18 protein-coding genes are annotated in these 23,873 nt (G+C 73.2%); 5 read left to right on the top strand and 13 right to left on the bottom strand.

Annotated features, from left to right (window positions below; genetic code table 11):
* Window positions 1-33: 33 nt before the first annotated feature.
* The 8 genes from SERN_RS11730 to SERN_RS11765 all read right to left on the bottom strand — a co-directional run bounded on the left by SERN_RS11730 (window position 34) and on the right by SERN_RS11765 (window position 8,405).
* Window positions 34-909: a shikimate dehydrogenase gene (locus SERN_RS11730; RefSeq protein WP_332888468.1), complete on the bottom strand. Its 876-nt coding sequence runs from the start codon at window positions 907-909 to the stop codon at window positions 34-36.
* Window positions 903-2,099 carry an endolytic transglycosylase MltG gene (locus SERN_RS11735; protein ID WP_135850285.1) on the bottom strand — a complete coding sequence of 399 codons (1,197 nt, stop codon included), beginning with the start codon at window positions 2,097-2,099 and terminating at the stop codon, window positions 903-905. The genes SERN_RS11730 and SERN_RS11735 overlap by 7 nt, the downstream gene beginning before the upstream one ends.
* The gene (gene ruvX / locus SERN_RS11740) at window positions 2,092-2,565 is read right to left on the bottom strand and encodes a Holliday junction resolvase RuvX (protein ID WP_233251646.1); all 474 of its coding nucleotides are present in this window, start codon (window positions 2,563-2,565) and stop codon (window positions 2,092-2,094) included. Before ruvX ends, SERN_RS11735 begins: the two co-directional genes overlap by 8 nt.
* 20 nt (window positions 2,566-2,585) lie before the next feature.
* Window positions 2,586-5,270, bottom strand: coding sequence for an alanine--tRNA ligase (gene alaS, locus SERN_RS11745; protein WP_135850287.1), 2,685 nt, complete (start codon window positions 5,268-5,270; stop codon window positions 2,586-2,588).
* 106 nt (window positions 5,271-5,376) lie between these two features.
* Window positions 5,377-5,700 (bottom strand): hypothetical protein, encoded by a 324-nt coding sequence (locus tag SERN_RS11750; RefSeq protein WP_135850288.1) that lies wholly within the window; start codon window positions 5,698-5,700, stop codon window positions 5,377-5,379.
* Complete coding sequence (locus SERN_RS11755; RefSeq protein WP_135850289.1) at window positions 5,697-6,062, bottom strand: DUF948 domain-containing protein; 366 nt, start codon at window positions 6,060-6,062, stop codon at window positions 5,697-5,699. The genes SERN_RS11750 and SERN_RS11755 overlap by 4 nt, the downstream gene beginning before the upstream one ends.
* Before the next feature lie 177 nt (window positions 6,063-6,239).
* On the bottom strand, window positions 6,240-6,863 hold the full coding sequence (gene rpsD, locus SERN_RS11760) for a 30S ribosomal protein S4 (RefSeq protein ID WP_135850290.1): 624 nt from the start codon (window positions 6,861-6,863) through the stop codon (window positions 6,240-6,242).
* 198 nt (window positions 6,864-7,061) lie between these two features.
* Window positions 7,062-8,405, bottom strand: coding sequence for a replication-associated recombination protein A (locus SERN_RS11765; protein ID WP_135850291.1), 1,344 nt, complete (start codon window positions 8,403-8,405; stop codon window positions 7,062-7,064).
* Between the two features lie 30 nt (window positions 8,406-8,435).
* On the opposite strand from SERN_RS11765, the gene SERN_RS11770 reads away from it, so the two are divergent.
* On the top strand, window positions 8,436-10,721 hold the full coding sequence (locus SERN_RS11770; protein WP_135850292.1) for an MMPL family transporter: 2,286 nt from the start codon (window positions 8,436-8,438) through the stop codon (window positions 10,719-10,721).
* Window positions 10,722-10,744: 23 nt separating this feature from the next.
* On the opposite strand, the gene SERN_RS11775 is transcribed toward SERN_RS11770, so the two are convergent.
* The 3 genes from SERN_RS11775 to SERN_RS11785 all read right to left on the bottom strand — a co-directional run bounded on the left by SERN_RS11775 (window position 10,745) and on the right by SERN_RS11785 (window position 14,667).
* Complete coding sequence (locus SERN_RS11775; protein ID WP_135850293.1) at window positions 10,745-11,548, bottom strand: GNAT family N-acetyltransferase; 804 nt, start codon at window positions 11,546-11,548, stop codon at window positions 10,745-10,747.
* Entirely contained in the window at window positions 11,545-13,371 is a 1,827-nt protein-coding gene (gene aspS, locus SERN_RS11780) for an aspartate--tRNA ligase (RefSeq protein ID WP_135850294.1), read from the bottom strand. Before aspS ends, SERN_RS11775 begins: the two co-directional genes overlap by 4 nt.
* Before the next feature lie 132 nt (window positions 13,372-13,503).
* On the bottom strand, window positions 13,504-14,667 hold the full coding sequence (locus SERN_RS11785; protein WP_135850295.1) for a pyridoxal phosphate-dependent aminotransferase: 1,164 nt from the start codon (window positions 14,665-14,667) through the stop codon (window positions 13,504-13,506).
* Between the two features lie 303 nt (window positions 14,668-14,970).
* On the opposite strand from SERN_RS11785, the gene SERN_RS11790 reads away from it, so the two are divergent.
* A complete protein-coding gene (locus tag SERN_RS11790) occupies window positions 14,971-16,719 on the top strand; it encodes a DEAD/DEAH box helicase (protein ID WP_233251647.1) in 1,749 nt (582 codons plus the stop codon).
* A 148-nt stretch (window positions 16,720-16,867) separates the two neighbouring features.
* On the opposite strand, the gene hisS is transcribed toward SERN_RS11790, so the two are convergent.
* Window positions 16,868-18,256 (bottom strand): histidine--tRNA ligase, encoded by a 1,389-nt coding sequence (hisS, locus tag SERN_RS11795; RefSeq protein ID WP_135850297.1) that lies wholly within the window; start codon window positions 18,254-18,256, stop codon window positions 16,868-16,870.
* 112 nt (window positions 18,257-18,368) lie between these two features.
* Between hisS and SERN_RS15850 the strand changes: the two genes are divergently transcribed.
* The 3 genes from SERN_RS15850 to SERN_RS11805 all read left to right on the top strand — a co-directional run bounded on the left by SERN_RS15850 (window position 18,369) and on the right by SERN_RS11805 (window position 21,536).
* The gene (locus tag SERN_RS15850; protein ID WP_233251648.1) at window positions 18,369-18,716 is read left to right on the top strand and encodes a peptidylprolyl isomerase; all 348 of its coding nucleotides are present in this window, start codon (window positions 18,369-18,371) and stop codon (window positions 18,714-18,716) included.
* The gene (locus SERN_RS11800) at window positions 18,713-20,683 is read left to right on the top strand and encodes a DUF349 domain-containing protein (RefSeq protein ID WP_233251649.1); all 1,971 of its coding nucleotides are present in this window, start codon (window positions 18,713-18,715) and stop codon (window positions 20,681-20,683) included. The genes SERN_RS15850 and SERN_RS11800 overlap by 4 nt, the downstream gene beginning before the upstream one ends.
* Window positions 20,684-20,813: 130 nt before the next feature.
* The gene (locus tag SERN_RS11805) at window positions 20,814-21,536 is read left to right on the top strand and encodes a hypothetical protein (RefSeq protein ID WP_135850299.1); all 723 of its coding nucleotides are present in this window, start codon (window positions 20,814-20,816) and stop codon (window positions 21,534-21,536) included.
* Here SERN_RS11805 and SERN_RS11810 read toward each other — a convergent pair.
* Entirely contained in the window at window positions 21,461-23,815 is a 2,355-nt protein-coding gene (locus SERN_RS11810) for a RelA/SpoT family protein (RefSeq protein ID WP_135850300.1), read from the bottom strand. The two genes, SERN_RS11805 and SERN_RS11810, sit on opposite strands and share 76 nt — an antisense overlap.
* Window positions 23,816-23,873: the final 58 nt, after the last annotated feature.

Consider the following 23,873-nt stretch of genomic DNA (forward strand, 5'->3'; position numbering starts at 1 on the left):
ACCATGATGGCGTACCGGCCCCGACGGGGGCGGTCAGCCCGCGAGGGCCCCGACGAGGGCGTCGCGCATGGCCTCGACCGGCGCCGGGCGACCGGTCATGAGGCGGACCTGCTCCGCCGCCTGGTGCAGGAGCATCAGCCAGCCGGGTGCGACGGCACCCCCGGCGGCGGACCACGCGGCCGCGAGGTCGGTCGGCCACGGGTCGTAGATCACGTCGAGCAGCGTCTGCTCGGGGCGGAGTCGTCGGCCGTCGAGCAGCGCGGCGAGGTCGGCGGCGACGGGGTCGGCGGCACCGGCGACGGCCGTCTGGACGACGAGGTCGGCGTCGACGATCAGCGACGCCGCAGCGTCGAACCGGCGCAGCGTGACGTCGACCCCCATCCGGTGGGCGGCCTGCAGCAGCCCGGCGGCGCGCGCCTGCGACCGTACGCACACGATCGGGGCGGTGACGCCGAGCTCCGCGAGCGCGGCGAGCACGGCCGCGGCGGTCCCGCCCGCACCGAGCACGACGGCGGTGCGCGGCACGGGTACCGAGCCCGGAGCGGCCGCGGCGCGCGTCTCGCGCAGCGCCTGGGCGGCGCCGTGCACGTCGGTGTTCGCCGCCACCAGGACGCGGCTCGATCCGGAACCGGTGACGAGCACCGTGTTCGCCGCTCCGACGACCGTGGCGAGCGGGTCCGCCGTGTCGGCCGCCGCGAGCACGGCGTGCTTGTGCGGCATCGTGACCGAGAGCCCGAGCCAGTCCGCGTCGAGCGACGCCAGGAGGCCGGGCGCGCCGCCGTCGGGCACGTCGATCGCGTCGTAGGTGTGCGGCAGCCCGAGCTCGCGGTAGGCGGCACGGTGCAGGACCGGCGACAGGCTGTGACCGACCGGGTGACCGATCACGGCGGCGCGTCGTGAGGTCAGCACTGGCTCCCGCCGTCGACGTACGGGCCGTACCACGCCCGGAACTCGTCGCGTATGACGGTGAACTCCGCCGGGCTGTCCGTGAACTTGGTTTCCCCGGTGCAGAGGTTGACCGTCACGAAGTAGAGCCACGGACCCTCGGTGGGCTCGACCGCGGCCTGCATCGCGATCGCGTCGACCGCGCCGATCGGGGACGGCGGCAGCCCGGGGTGGAATCGGGTGTTGTAGGGATCGGTGCTCGTGTTGTGCTCGTTGTCGGGAAGCGGCACACCCGGGTTCTGACGGTCCCACGCGTAGCGCAGCGTGGAGTCCATCCCCAGCGTCGGGAAGCTGCTGAGGTTCTCGGGAAGCAGCCGGTTGTCGATGACCCGGACCACCTGGCCGTACGTCTCGGCGCGAGACTCCCGCATCGCGATGGAGGCCTCGGTCAGGACCCGGACCCTGTCCTCCGGCGCCACCCCGAAGCTGTCGAGCTCGGCGATGGAGCGGTCGTAGGCCTGCTTGAGAACGTCGGTGGGTCCACCGTCCGGCGGGACCACGTAGGTGCCGGGGTAGAAGAACCCCTCCATGGGATCGAGCGCCTCGGGGTTCGTGTTGGGAGGTCCCTCGATCCCCAGGGCGGCGTAGTCGTGGGCGGCGGCGTCGACCTCCTCGACCGAGACGCCCAGCGCATCGGCGATCCGCTGGTAGAGCTCGTCACTGCGTCGGCCCTCGGGAAGGGTCACCCGTGTGTCGGCCCGGCGGTTGGGGTCGAGCAGCGCGGTCACGGCGTCGGACGCCCGCATGCCCTGCGGCAGGTCGTAGGCGCCCGGTTGGATCGCCGTCGCGTTGACGTTGGCGGTGTGGGCGGACGTGAAGGCGTCCACGGTCGCCACGACACCCGCCTGCTGGAGGATCTGACCGATCTGCGTTCCCGAGGAGCCCGCGGGGATCTCCACGACGACCGAACCCTGACCGGGGCCCGGGTAGTCGGTGACGGCCGATACCGTCGGGGATCCGTCGTCGAACAGCGGCGGGATCACGCGGACGGCGAGCACCGCGAGCCCTCCCAGGATCACCACCATCACGAGGAAGCTCGCCAGGGAGCGACGGCGGCGCTTGGCCCCGGTCGCCGGCGCCGGCCCGCGACGGGGCCGCCGGCCGTCGGGCTCGACGGTCCGGGTGTCGCTGTCGTCTCCGAAAAGATCAGTCACGTGTCGTGTCCTCCACGGCTTGGCCCCCCGCGTGTACGAGCTGGCCCGGTTCGCGGCCAGTACTGCGTTCGATGTCGAGCGCGTGCTGCAGCACGATCACTGCAGCCACCTGGTCTACCACGGCACGCTGTGAGCGGCCTGGAAGTCCCGACGCGGTCATGGCCTGGTGGGCCGTGGCCGAGGTGAAGCGTTCGTCGACCATGCGGACGGGCACCGGCGCGACGAGACGGGCGAGACGACCAGCATAGGTGCGGGCGAGCGAGGACGCCTTGCGGTTGCGGCCGTCGAGCGAGCGCGGCAGCCCGACGACGACCTCGACCGCCTCGTGCTCGGCCACCAGGGCGCTGATGCGCGCGGTCCCGTCGTCGGCCGGCGTCCGGCGGACGGTCTCGACAGGGGTGGCCAGGATGCCGTCGGGATCGCTGCGTGCGACCCCGACGCGGACACTGCCGACGTCGACCGCCACGCGTACCCCGCGCCGCACCGTCAGGCCCGCCCCACGATCTCGCGCACCGCCGGCTCGACACCCGCCAGGGCCGTGGGCAGGGACGCGGCGTCCGTGCCACCACCCTGGGCGACGTCGTCGCGCCCGCCACCCTTGCCACCGAGCGCCGCGGCGAGCCCGCGGACGAGCTCACCCGCCCGCACCCCGCGGTCGCGGGCGTCGGGGGCCGTGGCCACCACGACGGCGGCGCGGCCCTTCGTGACCCCACCGACCACGACGACGGCGGACGAGCCCAGCCGGTCGCGCAGGTCCAGCGCGAGGGTGCGCACGTCGTCGGCCGAGGAGACCTCGCCGAGCTCGTGGGTCAGCACGCGCACGCCGTCGACGTCCTGCGCCCCCGCGAGCAGCGCGGCGGAGCCGGCGAGCAGCTGCGCCTGGCGCAGCGTGGCGACCTCGCGCTCGGCCTCCTTGAGGCGCGCGAGCAGCCCGGAGATGCGCTCGGGCAGCTCCTCGCTCCGCGCGCCCACCATGGTGGACAGCTGCGAGACCAGCACCTGCTCCTTGGCGTGGAAACGGGTCGCGGCGTCGCCGACGAGCGCGTCGACGCGGCGCACACCGGAACCGATCGAGGCCTCCCCGAGCAGCGTGATCGGGCCGAGGTGGCCGGTGGAGAGCACGTGCGTCCCGGCGCACAGCTCGCGCGACCAGTCCCCGCCGATCGAGACGACGCGGACCTTGTCGCCGTACTTCTCGCCGAACAGGGCCATCGCGCCGAGGGCACGCGCGTCGTCGATGCCCATCGTGCGGTCGGTGACGTCGAGGTCCTCGGCCGCCCGCGTGTTGACGCGCTCCGAGATCTCCGCGAGCGAGCCCGCCGGCGGCTGACCGCCCGAGCGGAAGTCGAAGCGGAGGCGGTGCGGCGCGTTCTCGCTGCCGGCCTGGGTGGCGTTCTCCCCGAGCGTCTCGCGCAGCGCCTTGTGGACCAGGTGGGTGGCGGTGTGGGCGCGCGCGATGGCGCGCCGACGCTGCGTGTCGATCGTGGCGACGCCACCGGCGTCGAGCGTGATCTCGCCCTCCACCAGGCGGCCGCGGTGGACGCTGAGACCCTTGATGGGCGCCTGGACGTCGTCGACCTCGACGACGCCGCCACCGTCGAGCACGATCTGGCCCTGGTCGGCGAGCTGGCCGCCGGCCTCGGCGTAGAACGGGGTGCGGTCGAGGATGACCTCGACGTCGGCGGGCGCGACGGCGTGGGGCACGCTCGCGCCGTCGGCCAGCAGGCCGACCACCCGCACCTGCGCGGTGGCGTCGGTGTAGCCGAGGAACTGCACGGGCTGCGCGAGGTCGCTCGCGAGCGCGGTGTAGACCGAGGTGTCGACGTGGCCGGTCTTCTTCGTCAGGGCGTCGGCGCGGGCACGCTGCCGCTGCTCCTGCATGAGGCTCGTGAACGCCTCGGTGTCGATGCTGACGCCCTGCTCCGCCGCCATCTCGACCGTGAGGTCGATCGGGAAGCCGTAGGTGTCGTGCAGCTTGAACGCGTCCTCTCCGCCGAGCACGGTGCCGCCGCCGTCGCGCACGCGGCGCACGGCGGAGTCCAGGATCGTGGTGCCGGACTCGAGGGTGCGGCGGAACGCGTCCTCCTCGCCGTAGACGATGCCGGCGATCCGCTGGAAGTCCGCCTCGAGCTCGGGGTAGGACTCCTTCATCACGGCCACCGAGACGGGCAGGAGCTCCGGGAGCGACGGCGTCGTGACGCCGAGCAGGCGCATCGCGCGCACGGCACGACGCACCAGGCGGCGCAGCACGTAGCCGCGGCCCTCGTTGCCGGGCCGCACGCCGTCGGCCACGAGCATGAGTGCCGAGCGGACGTGGTCGGCCACGACGCGCATGCGGACGTCGTTCTCGACGTCACCGGACCCGTAGGCCTTGCCCGACAGCTCCTCGGCCCTGGTGATGACGGGGCGGACCTCGTCGATCTCGTACATGTTCGCGACGCCCTGCTTGAGGAAGGCGATGCGCTCGAGGCCGGCGCCGGTGTCGATCGCCTTGGCGTCGAGCTCCTTGATCAGCGGGTAGCTCTTGCCGGTGCCCTCACCGCGCAGGAACTGGTCGAAGACGAGGTTCCAGATCTCGAGGTAGCGGTCGCCACCCGGGTCGACGTCACCACCGACGGCGTCCGGTCCGAACTCGGGGCCGCGGTCGTAGTGGAACTCGGCGCACGGGCCGGCGGGGCCGGGCTGGCCGGTGTCCCAGAAGTTCTCCTCGCGCGGGAGGCGCACGATCTGGTCGGGGTCGACGCCGACGCGCACGAGAGCGGCGGCCGCGACCTCGTCCTCCTCCCAGATGGTGACCCACATGCGGGAGCCGTCGAACGCGAGCTTGCCCTCGTCCTCCGGTCCCGTGAGGAACTCCCAGGCGAGGTCGACGGCGCCGTCCTTGAAGTAGTCGCCGAAGGAGAAGTTGCCCATCATCTGGAAGAACGTGCCGTGACGCGTGGTCCGGCCGACGTTCTCGATGTCGTTGGTCCTGATGCACTTCTGCACGCTCGCGGCCCGCGGGTAGGGCGCGGGCTCCGTCCCGATGATGTAGGGGATGAACGGCACCATGCCGGCGATCGTGAAGAGGATCGACGGGTCGGGTGAGATCAGCGAGGCGCTCGGCACGATCGTGTGGTCGTGGGCCTCGAAGTAGTCGAGATAGCGGCGACGGATGTCGGCGGTGCGCATCGGGATCCTCGTGTCGAACACCTCGGGCCGCGATGGGCCGGGTGCAGCGGGTCTGGGTGGTGCGGCGGGTCTGATCAGCCGAGCGGGGGGAGGTCGGAGCGGAGGCTCAGAACTCGTCGTCGACGTCCCACGGGTCGGTGTCGGCCGCGGCGCGGCGCGAGCGGCGACCGGCGCGCAGGGTGCGGGCGTCGGCGACGTCGTCGGGCGCGGCGAGCAGATCGGCCGAGAGGCGCTCCTCCTGCTCGCGCATCGCGGCGGCGACCTCGGTGCCCATGGCGCGCAGCTCGTCGACGCCGCGGTTCAGCGCCTCGACGAGGCCGGCGGGGGTCGCGACGGCGGCGACGGACTCGGCGGTCGAGCGGGCCCGGCCGAGGACGACGAGCGCGGCGACGGCGGCAGCGGCCCCGCCGACGGCCCAGACGACCTTCACGAGCGCTTCCCGCGACGGCGGGCGACGACGGCGCGCACCGCGTAGCTGAACGACGCGGCCTTGATCAGGGGGCGGGCGACGGTCGCGGAGACGAGCGTGGTCAGGGCGGAGACGTTGGTGCCGATCTCGGCGGCGGACGTCGTGACGGTGTCGACCTTCGCGAGCTGGGCGTTGGCGCCGCGCACGGTCTCGGCGGCCTCGTCGATCACGGGCAGCGTGGCCTGCGTGAAGCGGGAGACCGACGTGCGGGTCTCCTCGAGCACCGAGCCGAGCTTGAGGAGCGGGACGGCGATCGCGACCACGAGCGCGACGAACGCGACGGCGGCCACGAGGCCAGCGATGTCTCCGAGGGATACCGACACGTTCCACCTCTGGGGATCGGGGATCGGCCAGCCGGTGCTGGCCGGGGCGGGGGGACGCAGGGACGAGCCGTGCGCACCACCCCGGTGAGACTACCCGGTGCAGACACGTGTGCCCCGGTTCTCACCGGGGCACACGTGACGCTGCGGGTCGGCCGGAGGCCGTGGTTCAGGCGGTGATCAGCGGGCGTAGAGCTCGACGATCAGCTGCACGTCGGCGGTCACGGGGACCTCGGCGCGCTTGGGGACGCGCACCAGCGTGGCGCGCAGCTTCTCGAGGGCGACCTCGAGGTAGCCCGGGACCTGGGGCAGCACGTCGCGGTGCGCACCGGCGGCGGCGACCTGGAACGGCGTGGTCGTCTGCGACTTCGGCTTGACCTGGATGGTCTGGCCCGGCTTCACGCGGAAGGACGGACGGTCCACCAGCTTGCCGTCGACGAGGATGTGACGGTGCACGACGGCCTGACGGGCCTGGGCGATGGTGCGGGCGAAGCCCGAACGCAGCACGAGGGCGTCGAGACGCATCTCGAGCAGCTCCACGAACGTGTCACCGGTCAGACCGGGGTGCTTGCGCGCCTCGTCGAAGGTGTTGCGGAACTGCGCCTCGCGGATGCCGTACTGGGCACGCAGACGCTGCTTCTCCTTCAGGCGGACGGCGTAGTCGCTCTCCTGGCGCTTGCGAGCACGGCCGTGCTCGCCGGGCGGGTACGGACGCTTCTCGAAGGCGCGGGCGGCCTTCGGGGTCAGCGGGATGCCGAGTGCGCGCGAGAGGCGCACCTGGTTGCGGGCGCGGTTCGAAGCCACGTGATCTACTTCCTGTTCGTTGTCACACCGCCCGGCACGTGCGCCGCGGCGGAGTGGGACCGACCGGTACCGCAGACCGGATCACTCCGGTGCGGCGAGGTGGCTAGGGCCCCAGGGAGCCGACCCTCACGGGTCAGGCAACCGCACCATCCTAGCGGACGCGCGGCCCGGCCCCACCCACGCCGGCCGGGGACGGCGCTACTCGCCGAGGATCTGGCGGATGCGCTCCAGCCGCGTGGCGACCTGGGCCTCGAAGCCCCGGCCCGTCGGCTCGTAGTAGCGCGCGTCCTCGAGCCCCTCGGGGGCGTAGGTCTGTGCCGCGACGCCGTGCGGGGCGTCGTGCGCGTAGACGTAGTCCTGCCCGTGGCCGAGCTTCTTCGCGCCGGAGTAGTGCGCGTCGCGCAGGTGGAACGGGACCGCGCCACCCCTGCCGGCGGCGACGTCGGCCATCGCCGCGTTGATCGCGGCGTACGAGGCGTTGGACTTGGGCGCCGTCGCGACGTGCACGACCGCCTGGGCGAGCACGATGCGCGCCTCGGGCATGCCGATGAAGCTGACGGCCTGGAACGCCGAGACCGCTGTCGCCAGCGCGCTCGGGTCGGCCATGCCGACCTCCTCGCTCGCCGCGATGACGATGCGCCGCGCCACGAACCGCGGGTCCTCCCCCGCCGTCAGCATGCGCGCGAGGTAGTGCAGCGCGGCGTCGACGTCGCTCCCGCGCATCGACTTGATGAACGCGCTGGCGACGTCGTAGTGCTGGTCGCCGTCGCGGTCGTAGCGCACGGCGGCGATGTCGACGGCGCGTTCCACCGAGGTCAGCGAGATCTCGCTCTCCCCCACCTCGTGCGCCGTCCCGGCCGCCGCCTCCAGCACCGTCAGCGCCTTGCGCGCATCCGGTCCGACCAGCCGGAGCAGGTGCGCGGCGGCGTCGTCGGCCAGGGTGAACCGACCGCCGAGTCCGCGCTCGTCGACGAGCGCGCGCTGCACGAGGGCGGCGACGTCGTCGGGCTCGAGCGGCCGCAGCGTGAGCAGCAGCGAGCGCGACAGCAGCGGGGAGATGACCGAGAACGAGGGGTTCTCGGTCGTCGCGGCGACGAGCGTGACGAGCCGGTTCTCCACGCTCGGGAGCAGCGCGTCCTGCTGGGTCTTGGAGAAGCGGTGCACCTCGTCGACGAACAGCACCGTCTCCTGGCCGCCGCCGGAGAGGCGACGTCGCGCGTCCTCGATCACGGCGCGCACGTCCTTGACACCGGCGGTGACGGCGGAGAGCTCGACGAACCGGCGGTTGGCCGCGGCAGCCATGAGGTAGGCGAGCGTGGTCTTGCCTGTGCCCGGTGGGCCCCAGAGAACCACCGAGGTGGGCGGGACGGCACCCGGCACGCCCTCGACGAGCCGCCGCAGCGGGGAGCCGGGCTTCAGCAGGTGCCCCTGACCGAGGACCTCGTCGACGGAGGCGGGCCGCATCCGCACCGCGAGCGGCGCGTCGGCCCGCACCGCGGGGGTGCCGGCGTCGTCGCGTCCGGCGGCCTCGAACAGATCCACCGCCCGAGCCTACGTGGGAGACTCGGGCACGTGTTCGCACGTCTCGGTCACCTCGTGACCCACCGGCCCCGTCTCCTCGTGATCGTCTGGATCCTGCTGGCCCTCGGCGCCGGTGGTGCGGCCATGACACCGGTGCTCGGCGAGCCGCTGTTCGCGAAGCTCGAGACCGGCGACCCCGGCGTCCCGGGCAGCCAGTCGATGCGCGTGCAGGAGATCCTGAGCGACGCCGGCTCCGGCGCCACGACCACGCTGCTGGTGGACGACGTCGACCTGGCCGACACCGACGCGCGCGCGGCCCTCGACGCCCTGCTGGTCCCCGCCCGCGAGGACCTGGCCGCGATCGACGGGGTCGACGCCGTCGTCGACCCGCTGCTGGTCCCCGACCCGAGCGTCGATCCGGGGCTGGCCTCCCTCGTGAGCACCGACGGCGACGCGTTCGTCGTGCGGGTGACGCTCGGTGCTGACGAGGGAGACTTGCCCGACGACGATCTCGCCGCCGCCGAGGGTGCCGTCGAGGACCGGCTCGGCACCCTGGCCGACGACCTCGTCACCGACGACCTGGCCGCCGTCGCCACGGTCTCCAACACCTCGATCATCGTTCGCGCCGTCAACCACCAGATGGAGCAGGACCTCATCCGGGGCGAGCTCGTCGCGCTGCCCATCTCGCTGCTGGTGATGGTCGTGGTGTTCGGCGGGGCGCTGGCGGCCGGCATGCCGATCGTGGGCGCCGTCGCCTCGATCCTCGCGGGCCTCGGCGCCATCCTCGGGCTCAGCTTCGTGATGGAGCTCGACTCCGTCGTCATCAACGTCGTCACCGTCCTCGGTCTGGGGCTGTCGATCGACTACGGGCTGCTGATGGTGTCGCGGTTCCGGGAGGAGCTGACACGGCTCGTCGAGGTCGCCGACCGGCTCGAGACGGCCGGCATCCCGGTGGGTCGCCGGCGGCGGGGCGGGCGCCGTCGCGACCCCCTCGTGCTCGAGGCGGTGCACACCACGGTGACCACCGCCGGCCGCACCGTCTTCTTCTCCGCGCTGACGATCGCGATCTCCGTGCTCGGACTCGCGGCCTTCCCCGCCGACCTGCTCAAGGGTCTCGGCGTGGGTGGCGCGCTCATCGTCGTGCTCGCGCTCGCGACCGCCCTGACCCTCGTGCCGGCCCTGCTCGTGCTGAGCGGACGGCGCTTCATGCGCCCCTCGGTGCTGAGCCGCGTGCCGGTCCTGCGCTCCGTCGTCGGGAAGCTGGGCGACGTGGCCCCCGACGAGGGCGTGTTCTCGCGCCTGACCGGCGCGGTCCAGAAGCGTCCCGTGCTCGTGATGGTCGGGGCGTTCGCCGCGCTGCTCGTGATGGCCTCGCCGCTGCTCGGGCTGCAGCTGCGCAACTCCGGCATCGACATGCTGCCGCGCGGGTCGCAGCAGCACACCTACCTCGAGACCGTCGGCGAGCAGTTCCCCGCGCTCGGCGGCAGCGACGTGTGGGTCGTGGCGACCGGCGACCCCGACGACGCCGCCCTGGCGGCGACGTCGGCCGACCTGGCGGCGGTCGACGGCGTCGCGTCGGTCGATCCGGCCGCCGCCCTCGGCGGTGGTGACGTGCTGCTGGGGCTGCGGCTCGACGTCGACGACGCGGGCGGCGCCGAGGCCGTCGCCGTCGTGCACGACGTGCGGGCGCTCGACCCCTCGCTCCTGGTCGGCGGGCAGGCGGCCGGCCAGATCGACTTCGGCCGGTCGCTGATCGACGGCCTGCCGCTCGCGGCCGGTCTCGTCGTGCTCGCGACGTTCGTGCTGCTCTTCCTCATGACGGGGTCCGTGCTCGTGCCGCTGAAGGCGCTCGTGACCAACGTGCTGTCGATCGCGGCGTCGCTCGGGATCACCACGTGGGTGTTCCAGGAGGGCCACCTGAGCGGGCTGCTGCGGTTCGAGTCCGTGGGCGGCGTGGAGAGCTACATCGTGGCGGTGGTCGTCGCGTTCGGGTTCGGGCTGGCGATGGACTACGAGGTGTTCCTGCTCTCGCGCGTCAAGGAGCTCTACGACGGCGGCGCCTCCAACGACGACGCCGTCCGGCTCGGGCTGCAGCGCTCCGGCCGGATCATCACGTCGGCCGCGCTGGTGATCATCGTCGTGTTCGCGGGTTTCGCGACCTCGAGCCTGCTGCCCATCAAGCAGGCGGGGTTCGCGCTCGCGCTCGCCGTCGCCCTGGACGCGACCCTCGTGCGCATGCTGCTCGTGCCCGCCACGATGACGGTGCTCGGCGACGCGAACTGGTGGGCGCCGCGCTGGCTGCGGCCGCTCGCGCGACGGCTCTCGCTGCAGCACTGACGGTCGCCCCCTCGCGGGAGGGTTCAGCGCAGGGGACGCGTCGCGCTCGCCGGACCGTAGGAGCTCATGGCCGCGTGCAGCTCGAAGCCCGCGCGCCGGTAGAGCCGGCGCGCACCGTCGTTCTCCGCGTACAGGCCGAGCGAGACCCAGTCCGCACCGGCGGCGAACCCGGCGAGCGTGAGGTGGTCGGTCAGCGCACCGCCCAGACCGGCGCCGCGGCGCGTCTCGAGCACGCCGAGCCCGTGCAGGTGCCAGGAGAAGCCGTGCTCACCCCGACCCTGCTCGCGTCGCGCACCGAACACGCCGACGAGCTCGTCGCCGTCGTAGGCCCCCGACCAGGCGTCCTCGCGGTCCGCGAGCGGATCGGCGGTGGAGCGCGGGTTGGTGCGGCGCAGCACGTCACGCACCGCGTCCGCCTCGGCGGCGGTGTCGATCGCGCGGACGACGTGGCCGTCGGGCAGCGTCCGGCCCACCGCCGGCCGAGAGGCGGCGGGATCGACCCGCTCGCGGGCCATCCAGTCCCACTGCGAGAACGGGACCAGCCCGAGCGTGTCCAGCACCCACGAGGGCACGGTCACGTCGCGCGGAGCGCTCAGCCACAGCGCGCGCTCGGCACCGGTACGACGGCGCAGCCGCCCCTCGGCGTCGAGCAGGTCCAGGACCTCGCCCGGCTCGCCGCGCGACATCAGGACGTCGCCCTGCGGCGACGAGCGCACGAGCAGCGCGGCGCCCGCGGAGGCGACGGTCCGGGCGTCGGCCCAGTCGTCGCGCTCCGCGAGCAGCAGCAGGTCGGAGCGGTACGGGGCCGGGAGCGACCCCTCGGTCACGGGCCCGCCGGGGCTTCCGGCGCGTCGGCCGCGGGCGCGTCGGCGACCGCGGCGGGCTCCGGGACGTGGTCCACGCCGGCCTCCTTGCGCTGCGCCGCGGTGATCGGCGCGGGCGCACCGGTCAGCGGGTCGAACCCGCCGCCCGACTTCGGGAACGCGATGACCTCGCGGATGGAGGCCGACCGCGTCATCAGCGCCACGATGCGGTCCCAGCCGAACGCGATGCCGCCGTGCGGGGGCGTGCCGTAGCCGAACGCGTCGAGGAAGAAGCCGAACTGCTCCTGCGCCTGGGCCTCGTCGATGCCCATCACCTTGAAGACGCGCTCCTGCACGTCGCGGCGGTGGATACGGATCGAGCCGCCGCCGATCTCGTTGCCGTTGCAGACGATGTCGTAGGCGTAGGCCAGAGCCTCACCGGGGCTGTCCTCGAAGCGGTCGATCCAGTCGGGGTTGGGCGAGGTGAAGGCGTGGTGGACGGCGGTCCATGCACCCTCGCCGACGGCGACGTCGTCGTCCTCGCCCGTGGGCTTGAACAGGGGCGCGTCGACGACCCAGACGAAGGACCAGGCCGACTCGTCGATCTGACCCGTCCGCTTCGCGATCTCCAGGCGCGCGGCGCCCAGCAGCGTCTGCGACGCGGTCACGCCGCCGGCTGCGAAGAAGATCGCGTCACCCGGCTGCGCGCCCGTGGCGGCGGCGAGGCCGTCGCGCTCGGCGTCGGTGAGGTTCTTGGCGACCGGCCCGCCGAGCGTGCCGTCCTCGGCCAGCGTGACGTAGGCGAGGCCCTTGGCGCCGCGCTGCTTGGCCCACTCCTGCCACGCGTCGAACTGGCGACGCGGCTGCGAGGCCCCGCCCGCCATCACGACGGCGCCGACGTAGGGCGCCTGGAACACGCGGAACGTGGTGTCGGCGAAGTACTCGGTCAGCTCGACGATCGGGTTGTCGAAGCGCAGGTCGGGCTTGTCCGAGCCGTACAGGCGCATGGCGTCCGCGAACGTGATCCGCTCGATCGGCGTCGGGATCTGCACCCCGATGAGGTCCCACAGCTCGACGAGGATGTTCTCGCCGAGCGCGATGACGTCCTCCTGGTCCACGAACGAGGCCTCGACGTCGAGCTGCGTGAACTCGGGCTGGCGGTCCGCGCGGAAGTCCTCGTCCCGGTAGCAGCGGGCGATCTGGTAGTACTTCTCCATCCCGGCGACCATGAGCAGCTGCTTGAACAGCTGCGGGCTCTGCGGGAGGGCGTACCAGGAGCCGGGCGACAGGCGCGCGGGCACGACGAAGTCGCGGGCACCCTCGGGGGTGGAGTGCGTCAGGGTCGGCGTCTCGATCTCGACGAAGCCCTCGCCGTCGAGCACGCGGCGCGCGGCGGAGTTGACCTTCGCGCGCAGCCGGAGCGCCTGCGACGGCGCGGGCCGGCGCAGGTCGAGGTAGCGGTACTTCAGCCGCGCCTCCTCGCCGATCACGGAGTCGCCGTCGTTGCCGCTGAGCGCGGTGGAGACCTGGAACGGCAGGGCCGAGGCGGAGTTGAGCACCACGACCTCGGACGCGACGATCTCGATCTCGCCCGTGGCGAGGTTGTCGTTGGCGTTGCCCTCGGGGCGGCGCGAGACCTCGCCCGTGACCTGCAGCACCCACTCCGCGCGCAGCGGGTGGGCCACCTCCTCGTCGCGCACGACGACCTGGGCGATGCCCGAGGCGTCCCGCAGGTCCAGGAACGCCACACCGCCGTGATCGCGACGGCGATCCACCCACCCGGTCAGGGTGACGGTGGTGCCGATGTCGGAGGCGCGCAGGTCGCCGGCGTGGTGGGTGCGGAGCACGGGGAGGTTCCTTCCGAGGGGCTGTGTCGAGCGGACCCTGCCGGCTGCGCGAGCGCGGACGTCGCGATCACGCGGGGCGGCGGGTCACCGTCGATGGTAGTGCCAGCGCCCCGGGGCGCCACGCGCCCGAGGTCACCGCCGCCCGGGCAGCGCCTGCGTCCACGCGGCGATCCGCTCGCACGCCTGCTCGAGGACGTCCCTCCCGGGCGAGAACGACAGCCGCACCCAGTCGCCGCCGTCCCGCACGTCGAAGTCCGTCCCCGGCGCCAGGGCCACGCCGGTCTCGGCGAGCAGGCGGGCGCAGTAGTCGGGCGAGTCGAGGCCGGAGCCGGAGATCTCCGCCCAGAGGTAGAAGGCGCCGTCGACCGGGGCGATGCGCGAGAAGCCGAGCGACGGCGCCGCGCCCAGCAGGGTCTCGCGGGTGTCGGCGAGGGCGGCCACCCGCGCGTCGCACTCCTCGTAGGACTCGGGCTCGAACGCCGCCAGCGCCGCGTGCTGCGCGAGGGTCGGCGCGCACAGCGCCATGTTGCCGGCGATGTCGAGGGCGGGGCCCGCCAGGTCCTGCGGCATCACGAGCCAGCCGAGCCGCCACCCCGTCATGCCCCAGTACTTGCTGAACGACCCGATGGTCAGGGCGTGCGGGTCGGCCGCGGCGGTCGTCACTCCCCCGCCGTCGAACGTGATGCCGTGGTAGATCTCGTCGCTGAGGCAGCGCACGCCCTCCTCGCGGCACCACGCGAGGATCTGCCGCAGGTCCGAGGTCAGCGTGCCTGTCGGGTTGGACGGGCTGGCGATGACGACGCCGTCGAGCCGCCGCTCGGCGTGCGCGGACCGCAGGCTCGGCAGCGTCAGCCCGAACCGCTCCCACGGCCCGGCCTCGACGTCGACGACCTCGCACCCCAGCGCTCGCAGGACGTTGCGGTAGGCGGGGTAGCCCGGGTTGGCGAGCGCGACGCGCGCCCCGGGGTCGAACGCGGCGACGACGGCGGCCAGCACGGCGCCGGACGCGCCCGTGGTCATGAGGATGCGGTCGGGGTCGATGCTCGCTCCGTACCAGCGCGCGTAGTGACCGGCGATCGCCTCGCGCAGCGCGGGCAGCCCGAGCGGCTGCGTGTAGCCGAGGTCGCCGGTCAGGGCGCGGGTCGCGGCCCGCCGCACCGGCGCCGGGGCGCCACCACCCGGCTCGCCCACGCACAGCGTCAGGACGGAGCGACCCTGTGCCCGGAGCGCGTCGGCGCGCGCCAGGACGTCCATCACGGAGAAGGCGGGGACGGCGCTGCGTCGGGAGGGGCCCATCTCCCCATCGTGCCCCGAGCCGGCCCGCGACGTCGGCGGCCGGCGACGGATCGGCGCAGCGGCGTGATCGACCTCACGTGCCGCTTCCCGGGCGCCGCGACCCGTGGCGCGGTAGTGTTGTCGAGTCCTTGGAGTGCAGTCCCGCCACAGGGCCCCAGAGAAGATCACCAGGCACGTGAACGAGCCGCAGGTGACCACGCAAGCCGCAGAGTGCGGCGGCGAGACGACGGGCGCAGACGCGGGTGGATCGGTGGACACCGGTCGGATCTCCGCATCGCCCCATCGTGAATGGTGTCTTCTCCTATGTCTGAACTCTCCTTCGCCGACCTCGGCATGCCCCACGATCTCCTCGAGGTCACGCAGAAGCTCGGCTTCACCACCCCCACCGCCATCCAGCAGCGCGCCATCCCGGTCCTGCTCGGCGGCAGCGACATCGTCGGTGTCGCGCAGACCGGTACCGGTAAGACGGCCGCGTTCGGCCTCCCGCTGCTGGCCGCGATCGACCCCGAGCTGCGCACCGTGCAGGCCGTCGTCCTGACGCCGACGCGCGAGCTCGCCATCCAGGTGAGCGACGCGATCGCGTCGTTCGTGCCCGGCAACAGCCGCGTGACCGTTCTCCCGATCTACGGCGGCGCGTCGTTCGTCCCGCAGCTGCGCGGCCTCGAGCGTGGCGCGCAGGTCGTCGTCGGCACGCCCGGCCGCGTCATCGACATGATCGAGCGCAAGGCGCTGAAGATGGGCGAGCTGCGGTTCGTCGTCCTGGACGAGGCCGACGAGATGCTCCGCATGGGCTTCGCCGAGGACGTCGAGACGATCCTCTCGAGCACGCCCCCCACCAAGCAGGTCGCGCTCTTCTCCGCCACCATGCCGCCCGCGATCCGCCGCGTCGCCGAGACCCACCTGACCAACCCGGTCGAGATCACGGTCACGCGCCAGTCCTCCCCGATCGCCTCGGTCGAGCAGACCTACGCGATCGTTCCCTACCGCAACAAGGCCGAGGCGCTCGCCCGCATCATCGCGACGAGCGACGTCGACGCCGCCATCGTGTTCGTCCGCACCCGCGAGACGGCCGAGGAGGTCGGCGCCGCGCTGGCCGCGACCGGCGTCAGCGCCGCCTCGATCAGCGGTGACGTCGCCCAGCGCGACCGCGAGAAGATCATCGATCGCCTCCGCGGCGGTCAGGTCGACGTCCTCGTCGCGACGGACGTGGCCGCTCGGGGTCTGGACGTCGACCGCATCGGTCTCGTCGTGAACTTCGACGTGCCGCGCGAGGTCGAGACCTACGTGCACCGCATCGGCCGTACCGGCCGCGCCGGCCGCACCGGCAAGGCGCTGACCTTCCTCACGCCGAAGGAGAAGCCGCGCCTGCGCACGATCGAGCGCGTCACGGGCTCCCGCATCACCGAGGCCGTCCTCCCGACGCGTCTCGACGTCGTCGCGCACCGTCTCGGCTCCGCCCTGGCGAACGCCGAGCAGCGCATGTCGATCGGCATGCTCTCGGTGCACCGCGACCGTCTCGCCGAGCACGCCGCCGCGACCGGCACCGACGTCCTTGACCTGGCCGCCGCGCTGCTCGCGCTGTCGGTCGGCGACACCGGCGCCCCCGCCAACGACGAGCTCTCGCTCCCCGACCACTCGGGCCGCGAGCCCCGCTTCGAGCGCGACGGCGACCGCGGCGGCCGTGACCGCGGCGGCGACCGTGGTGGCCGTGAGCGTGGCGGCCGTCCCGGCGGCAGCGCCGACGGCAACCGCTACCGCATCGCCGTCGGCCACCGCGACGGCGTGACCCCCCAGGGCATCGTCGGCGCCATCACCGGCGAGGGCGGCCTGCGGGGCGCCGAGATCGGCAAGATCGACATCTTCCCGTCGTTCTCGATCGTCGAGATCCCCCTCGGCCTCGACTCCGACAGCGAGCGCAAGATCGGTGCGGCGAAGATCGCCGGCCGCGCGCTGCGCATCAAGGCCGACTCCGGCCCGCCCGCCCGCGGTCCCCGTGACCGCAACGACGGCGAGCGTCCCACGGCGCGTCGCCCGCGCAGCTACTCGCACTGACGAACGAAGGCCAGCGGCCGCCGTCCCCTCGGGGACGGCGGCCGCTGCCGCATCAGGGAACATCCGCCCCCGCCGAACAAGCCTCAGGGGTCGTTGTCAGCGCGACAACGACCCCTCAGGCTTGCTCGGCGGGTGAGAGGGAGACGAACTAGCTCTCGGACGTGGGGACGGCTCGCGGCCAGAGGTCCTCCGACGGCGGGGTCCACGTGGCCGCGTCGGCCTCGACCTGGTCGCCCGTGCGGATGTCCTTGACCGTGTCCGCCGTGCTCTCGGCGCCGTCGGCACCGTCGGTGCCCGGGAACCACACGAACGGGATGCCGCGGCGGTCCGCGTAGCGGATCTGCTTGCCGAACTTCGCCGCGGCGGGAGCCACGTCGCACGGGATGCCCCGGGCTCGCAGCCGGGTCGCGACGGCGTCGGACCGGCCGCGCGAGTCCTCCTGCGCGACGGCGATCAGCACCGCCGTCGGGACGCTGCGGGTCGCGGTGGCCAGGCCGGCGGAGAACAGGCGCGACAGCACCCGCGAGAGACCGATCGAGATGCCGACGCCCGGGAACGTGCGGGAGCCGTCCGTCGCGAGCGAGTCGTAGCGACCGCCCGAGCAGATCGACCCGAGCTTCTCGTGACCCACCAGCACCGTCTCGTACACGGCGCCGGTGTAGTAGTCGAGACCCCGCGCGATCGAGAGGTCGGCGACCACGACGCCGGGAGCGCGCGTCTCGGCCCGCACCAGCAGGTTCTGCAGCTGGGTCAGGCCGGCCTCGAGGTCGACCGCCTCGGCGCCGGTGACGCCGGAGGACGCCGCCAGCTCGCGCACCTGCTCCACGACCTCCGAACCGCCGGACAGCCCGGCCAGCGCGAGCGTCGCGGCGACCTGGTCCTCGCTCGCACCGAGCTCGGAGCGCAGCAGCGCCGCGACGCCGTCGGCCCCGATCTTGGCCAGCTTGTCGACCGCCTGGAGCACCGCGTCGACGTCGGTCAGCCCGATGCCGCGGTAGAACGCGTCGGCCACGCGCCGGTTGTTCACCATCACCCGCACGGGCGGCAGCCCGATCTCCCGCAGCGCTGTCAGCGCCTCGGCCGCCACGAGCGGAACGTCCACCTCGAAGTGGTCCGCGAGCTCGCCGTCGCCCACGACGTCGATGTCGGCCTGCCAGAACTCGCGGAAGCGGCCGTCCTGGGGGCGCTCACCGCGCCACACGGGCTGCACCTGGTAGCGCTTGAAGGGGAACGTCAGGTGGCCGGCGTGCTCGAGCACGTACCGTGCGAACGGCACCGTGAGGTCGAAGTGGAGTCCGAGGTCGTCGTCGCTCGCACTCGCACCGGGCTCGGCGTGCAGCCGCCGAAGCACGTAGACCTCCTTGGAGGTCTCGCCCTTGCGGAGCAGCTCGCGCAGCGGTTCGACGGCCCGCGTGTTCACCGAGGCGTAGCCGTGCAGCTCGAAGGTTCGCGTGATGATCTCGACGGCTCGCTGCTCGATGATGCGCTGCGCGGGCAGCCACTCCGGGAAGCCGGACAGGGGGGTCGGTCGGGGCATGCGTCGATCTTCCCAGACACCGGGCTGACGACGGGCAACGCCCCGATCCTCCCCGGGCGGCGTCACCCGCGGCGTCCTATGCTGGGCGCCGCGGACGAGCAGCGGAGGACCGATGACCGGCAGGCAGGCACGCGAGGCGGAGCGGCGCCGCGCCGCGAGGTCGAGGGCGCGCCACGACCGCGCCGAGAAGGTCAGGCGGGAGCGGCGCATCGTCGCGATCGTCCTGGTGATCGGGCTCGTGCTGGCGCTGGCGGCGACCGGACTCGTCCTGACGAACCAGTCCGCGGCCGACGGCGCCGTCCCACCCGCCGATGCCGCGGCCTGGAACCACGGGGTGTTCGGTACGGTAGTCCAGGGACTGGAGACACTTCGGTCCGTCGGTGCCGTGGGCATCGACACAGGCGCCACGGACGGACGGCCGGCGACGGACGTCATCATCGAGAAAGCGGTCATCTCGTGACTAGCACACCCGAACCCACCAGCGACGAGCAGTCGACCCCCGCGAGCGAGGAGGTCGCGCAGGCGACCCTTAGCGACGTCGACACGACGGACGCCGCGACGGACGAGCAGACGCCCGAGCTGCAGCCCGAGCCCTCGGAGGACGGGCCGCAGGAGGTGACGGAGGCGGAGGAGATCCCGCCGGCACCCGAGCTCGACCTCACGCTGGAGGAGACGCTCGCCGAGGGGATCGACGACGTCGACCTCTCGGCCGAGGAGCTGACGGCCGACGAGGTCCCGGCGTCCGAGGAGTCCACGGTGGCGGTCGCCGAGGCGAGCGACGAGCCGCCGACGGTCGAGGAGACCCTGACGGCCGATCAGACGCCGGCGCCCGACGAGGTCGTCGCGGACGACGTCGCCGCGCAGGACCCGCCCGTCGAGGGTGAGATCGTCGTGGACGTCGTCGAGGCGCACGCCGCACCCGAGCCCGAGGACGAGGCCCCGGCCGCCGAGGAGGCACCGGTCGTCGCCGAGGAGGCACCGGTCGTCGCCGAGGAGGTGCCCGCCGAGGATTCACCGGCCGCTGACGAGGCGCCCTCCCCCGCGGCAGCAGCCCCCGCAGCCCGCCCGACGCCGCGCCCCGTGCCGCGCCCGGTCCCCCGTCCGGTGGCCCGCCCGGCCGCCGCCGAGGCGTCCGACGCCGCGCCCGCACCCGTCGTCGCGCCCACCCCGGCCGCCGAGAAGGCGGAGATCGAGGCGGCGTCCGCGTTCGGCAGCGTCGCGGAGGACGGCACGGTCACGGTCCGCGACGGTGACCACGAGCGCGTGGTCGGCCAGTTCGCCGGTGGCGACACCGACGAGGCCCTCGGTCTGTACGTGCGCCGCTACCTCGACCTCAAGGCCCAGGTCGCCCTGCTCGAGACCCGCCTGCCGACGATCGCCGTGAAGGAGGCCACGAGCACGCTGGCCACGCTCACGGAGCAGCTCGTCGAGCCGGCCGCCGTCGGCGACCTCCCCGCGCTCCGGGTGCGCCTGGCCGTCCTCGGCTCGCAGGCGGACGCACTGCAGGCCGAGGCCCGCAAGGCCAAGGAGGCCGCACGCGCCCAGGCGATCGTCGAGCGCACCGCGATCGTGGAGCAGGTCGAGGCCATCGCCGCGACCGACGCCGCGCGCATCCAGTGGCGCGACGCGACCGCCAAGGTCACCGCCCTCCTGGACGAGTGGAAGGAGGCGCAGCGCACGGGTGTCCGCATCGACCGCCCGACCGAGGACGCGCTGTGGAAGCGGTTCTCGCACGCGCGCACCAGCTTCGACAAGGCCCGCCGCGCCCACTTCTCCGACCTCGACCGCCGCAACAGCGACGCCAAGGGCGTCAAGGAGCAGCTCGTCGTGCAGGCCGAGGCTCTCGCCGGCTCGACCGACTGGGGACCTACCGGCTCGCGGTTCCGGGCGCTGATGGACGAGTGGCGCGTCGCCCCCCGCGGCCGCCGCAAGGACGACGACGCGCTGTGGGCCCGCTTCAAGGGTGCCCAGGACACGTTCTTCGGGGCCCGCGCCCAGGTCAACGCCGAGATCGACACCGAGTACGAGGCCAACCTCGCGGTCAAGCTCGAGCTCCTGGAGAAGGCGGAGGCGCTCCTGCCGATCACCGACCTCGCGGCCGCACGCAAGAACGTGCGCGTGATCCAGGACGCGTGGGACGAGGCCGGCAAGGTGCCCCGTGCCGAGATGCAGCGCACCGAGGCTCGGCTGCGGGCGGTCGAGCAGGCCATCCGCGACGCCGAGCAGGCCGAGATGCGTCGCACCGACCCCGAGATGAAGGCGCGGGTGGACGGCGCGACCGCGCAGCTGCTCGACTCCATCACCGCGCTCGAGGCCGACCTCGCCGCCGCGCAGGCCGCCGGGAACGCCCGCAAGGTCAAGGACGCCGAGAGCGCGCTCGCGACGCGTCGCCAGTGGCTCGAGGCCGTGCAGAGCTCGGGCGCCTGACGGATCGCACCAGCACCACCCGCGCCGCAGCACCACCCGCACCACCCCGGACGGCCGGTCGCCACGCGACCGGCCGTTCGGCCGTCCACAGGCGCCTCGCACCCGTGCCGGCCCCGGGCATGATCGGGCGATGACGACGTCCTGGCTGCCCCGCCCCACGGGTCTGGTCCGCGTGCCGCACGAGCGCCCCGGCACGCGTCTCGGCCCGGACGACGCCGACCTGCTCGGCGACCACCTGTGGTCCGGGCGCGTCGCGGCCGACGTCGTGCTCACCCCGGCCGACCGGGCGCGCGACGCGGTCGTCGCCTGTGGCGTCGCGACGCTGCTGGACCGCTCCCGCGCCGACGGTGACCTTCCTCGTCGCCCGTCGCCCGCCGACGGCGGCACCGTCTGCCTGCTGGCCGCCGCCTGGATCTGCACCGGCGGGCCACCACCGGCGCGCCTGGACGTCACGGTCCCCCGTCCCGTGCGCGCACGTTTCGGACCCGTGCGCTACCGCACCGTCGTCCTGCGCGACCGCGACGTCGTCGTCGTGGGAGGCGTGCGTGTGACGTCGCCGCTGACGACCGCGTGCGACCTGGCGCGGGACGCCGTCGAGCAGAAGGACAGCGCGTCCGGCCTCGATCCGGTCGACCACGCCGAGGCGGTCGGGAGGCTCGTCGCCGCCGGTGTCGAGCTCGATGCCGTCCGGGCCCGCCTGATGACGGCGAACCGATCACGCGCCCGCCAGGCGCGCGCGTGGCTCGACACCCTCCACCCGAGGGCGGAGCGGTCGGGTCAGCCCTTGGCGTTCAGCTCGGCGCGTCCCGAGGGCACGGGCGCCGCATCGGGCCGGACGCCGGTGACGCGGTAGACGTCGTAGACCCCGTCGATCTCCCGGACCGCACGCAGCACGTGGCCCAGGTGGGCGGTGTCCCCCATCTCGAACACGAACTTGCTGACCGCGAGCCGGTCGCGGGAGGTGGAGACGCTGGCGGACAGGATGTTGACGTGGTTGTCGGACAGCACGCGCGTGACGTCGGACAGCAGTCGCGCGCGGTCGAGCGCCTCGACCTGGATCTGGACGAGGAAGACGCTCTGGGCGTCCGGCGACCACGACACGTCCACGAACCGCTCGGACTCGCCCTGCAGCGCCTCGAGGTTGGGGCAGTCGGCGCGGTGCACCGAGACGCCCTGGCCCCGCGTGACGAACCCGACCACGGGGTCTCCGGGGACCGGCGTGCAGCACTTGGCGAGCTTGGTCCACACGTCGTCCATGCCCGCGACGATGACGCCGCCGCTCGTGCTGCGCGGCCGGGCGACACCGGTGGACCCGGGGTGCGTGACCTCGGCGAGGTCCTCGGTCGTGCCCTCCTCGCCGCCCAGGCCCGCGACGAGACGCGAGACGACGTTGGCGGCCGAGACGTGGTGCTCACCCACCGCGGCGTACAGCGCGGTGACGTCGGGATAGCGCATGTCGGACGCGAGCGCGGTCAGCGAGTCGTGCGTCAGGAGCCGCTGCATGGGCAGGTTCTGCTTGCGCATGACCTTGGCGATCGCGGTCTTGCCCTCCTCGATCGCCTCGTCCCGACGCTCGCGCGTGAACCACGCCTTGATCTTGTTCCGCGCGCGCGGCGAGGTGACGAAGGTGAGCCAGTCGCGGCTCGGACCGGCGTTCTCGGCCTTGGAGGTGAAGACCTCGACCGTGTCGCCGTTGTCCAGGACCGACTCGAGCGGAACCAGACGACCGTTCACCTTGGCCCCCACCGTCCGGTGACCGACCTCGGTGTGGACCGCGTAGGCGAAGTCGACCGACGTCGAACCGCCGGGCAGCGACATCACGTCACCCTTGGGGGTGAAGACGTAGACCTCGTTGCCCGACATCTCGTAGCGCAGCGAGTCGAGGAACTCCCCGGGGTCGGAGGTCTCGCGCTGCCAGTCGACGAGCTGGCGCAGCCACGGCATCTCGCCGCCGCCCGCGGCCGTGCCGCCGGCGGCACCCGGCTGCTCCTTGTACTTCCAGTGCGCCGCGACGCCGTACTCCGCGCGCCGGTGCATGTCGTGGCTGCGGATCTGGATCTCGACGGGCTTGCCGCTCGGACCGATCACCGTGGTGTGCAGGGACTGGTACATGTTGAACTTCGGCATCGCGATGTAGTCCTTGAACCGGCCGGGCACCGGGTTCCACCGCGCGTGCAGCGCACCGAGCGCCGCGTAGCAGTCACGCACCGAGTCGACCAGGACGCGCACGCCCACGAGGTCGTAGATGTCCGCGAAGTCTCGGCCGCGCACGATCATCTTCTGGTAGATCGAGTAGTAGTGCTTCGGGCGCCCGGTCACGGTCGAGCGGATCCGAGCGACCTTGAGGTCCTCGACCACGCTGTCGCGCACGATGCCGAGATACTCCTCGCGCGCCGGAGCCCGCTCCGAGACCAGCCGCACGATCTCGTCGTACACCTTGGGGTAGAGGGTCGCGAAGGACAGGTCCTCGAGCTCCCACTTGATGGTGTTCATGCCGAGCCGGTGCGCGAGCGGCGCGTAGATCTCGAGCGTCTCGCGGGCCTTCTTCTCGGCGGAGCCCGAGGAGACGAACTTCCACGTGCGGGCGTTGTGCAGGCGGTCGGCCAGCTTGATCACGAGCACCCGGATGTCGCGCGCCATCGCCACGACCATCTTGCGGACCGTCTCGGCCTGCGCGGCCTCGCCGAACGTCACCTTGTCGAGCTTCGTGACGCCGTCGACCATCCCGGCGATCTCGTCGCCGAACTCCTTGCGGAGCGTGGCCAGGGAGTAGTCGGTGTCCTCGACCGTGTCGTGCAGGAGCGCCGCCGCCAGCGTCGTCGGGGTCAGCCCGAGCTCGGCGAGGATCGTCGCGACGGCGACCGGGTGCGTGATGTAGGGGTCACCGCTCTTGCGGAGCTGTCCCTCGTGCGCGCGCTCGGCCACGAGGTAGGCGCGCTCGATGAGCGAGACGTCGACGCGCGGGTGGTTCGCACGGACCACGCGCAGCAGCGGTTCGATCGCCGGCGGCGTCTGGTGGCCGCGCGACCCGAACCTGACCAGCGTGCTGCGCATGCGTGAACGGGGCACCACGGGCGCGACGGCGTCGGCCGCGCCCCGGTTCCGGATCTCCTGCCGCGTCTCGTCCGCCATCACACCATCCTAGGTGGGCGCACGACGACGCCCGCACCGGCCAGTGCCGGTGCGGGCG

The organism is Serinibacter arcticus (genome assembly GCF_004786095.1).
GTDB classification, from domain to species: Bacteria; Actinomycetota; Actinomycetes; order Actinomycetales; family Beutenbergiaceae; genus Litorihabitans; species Litorihabitans arcticus.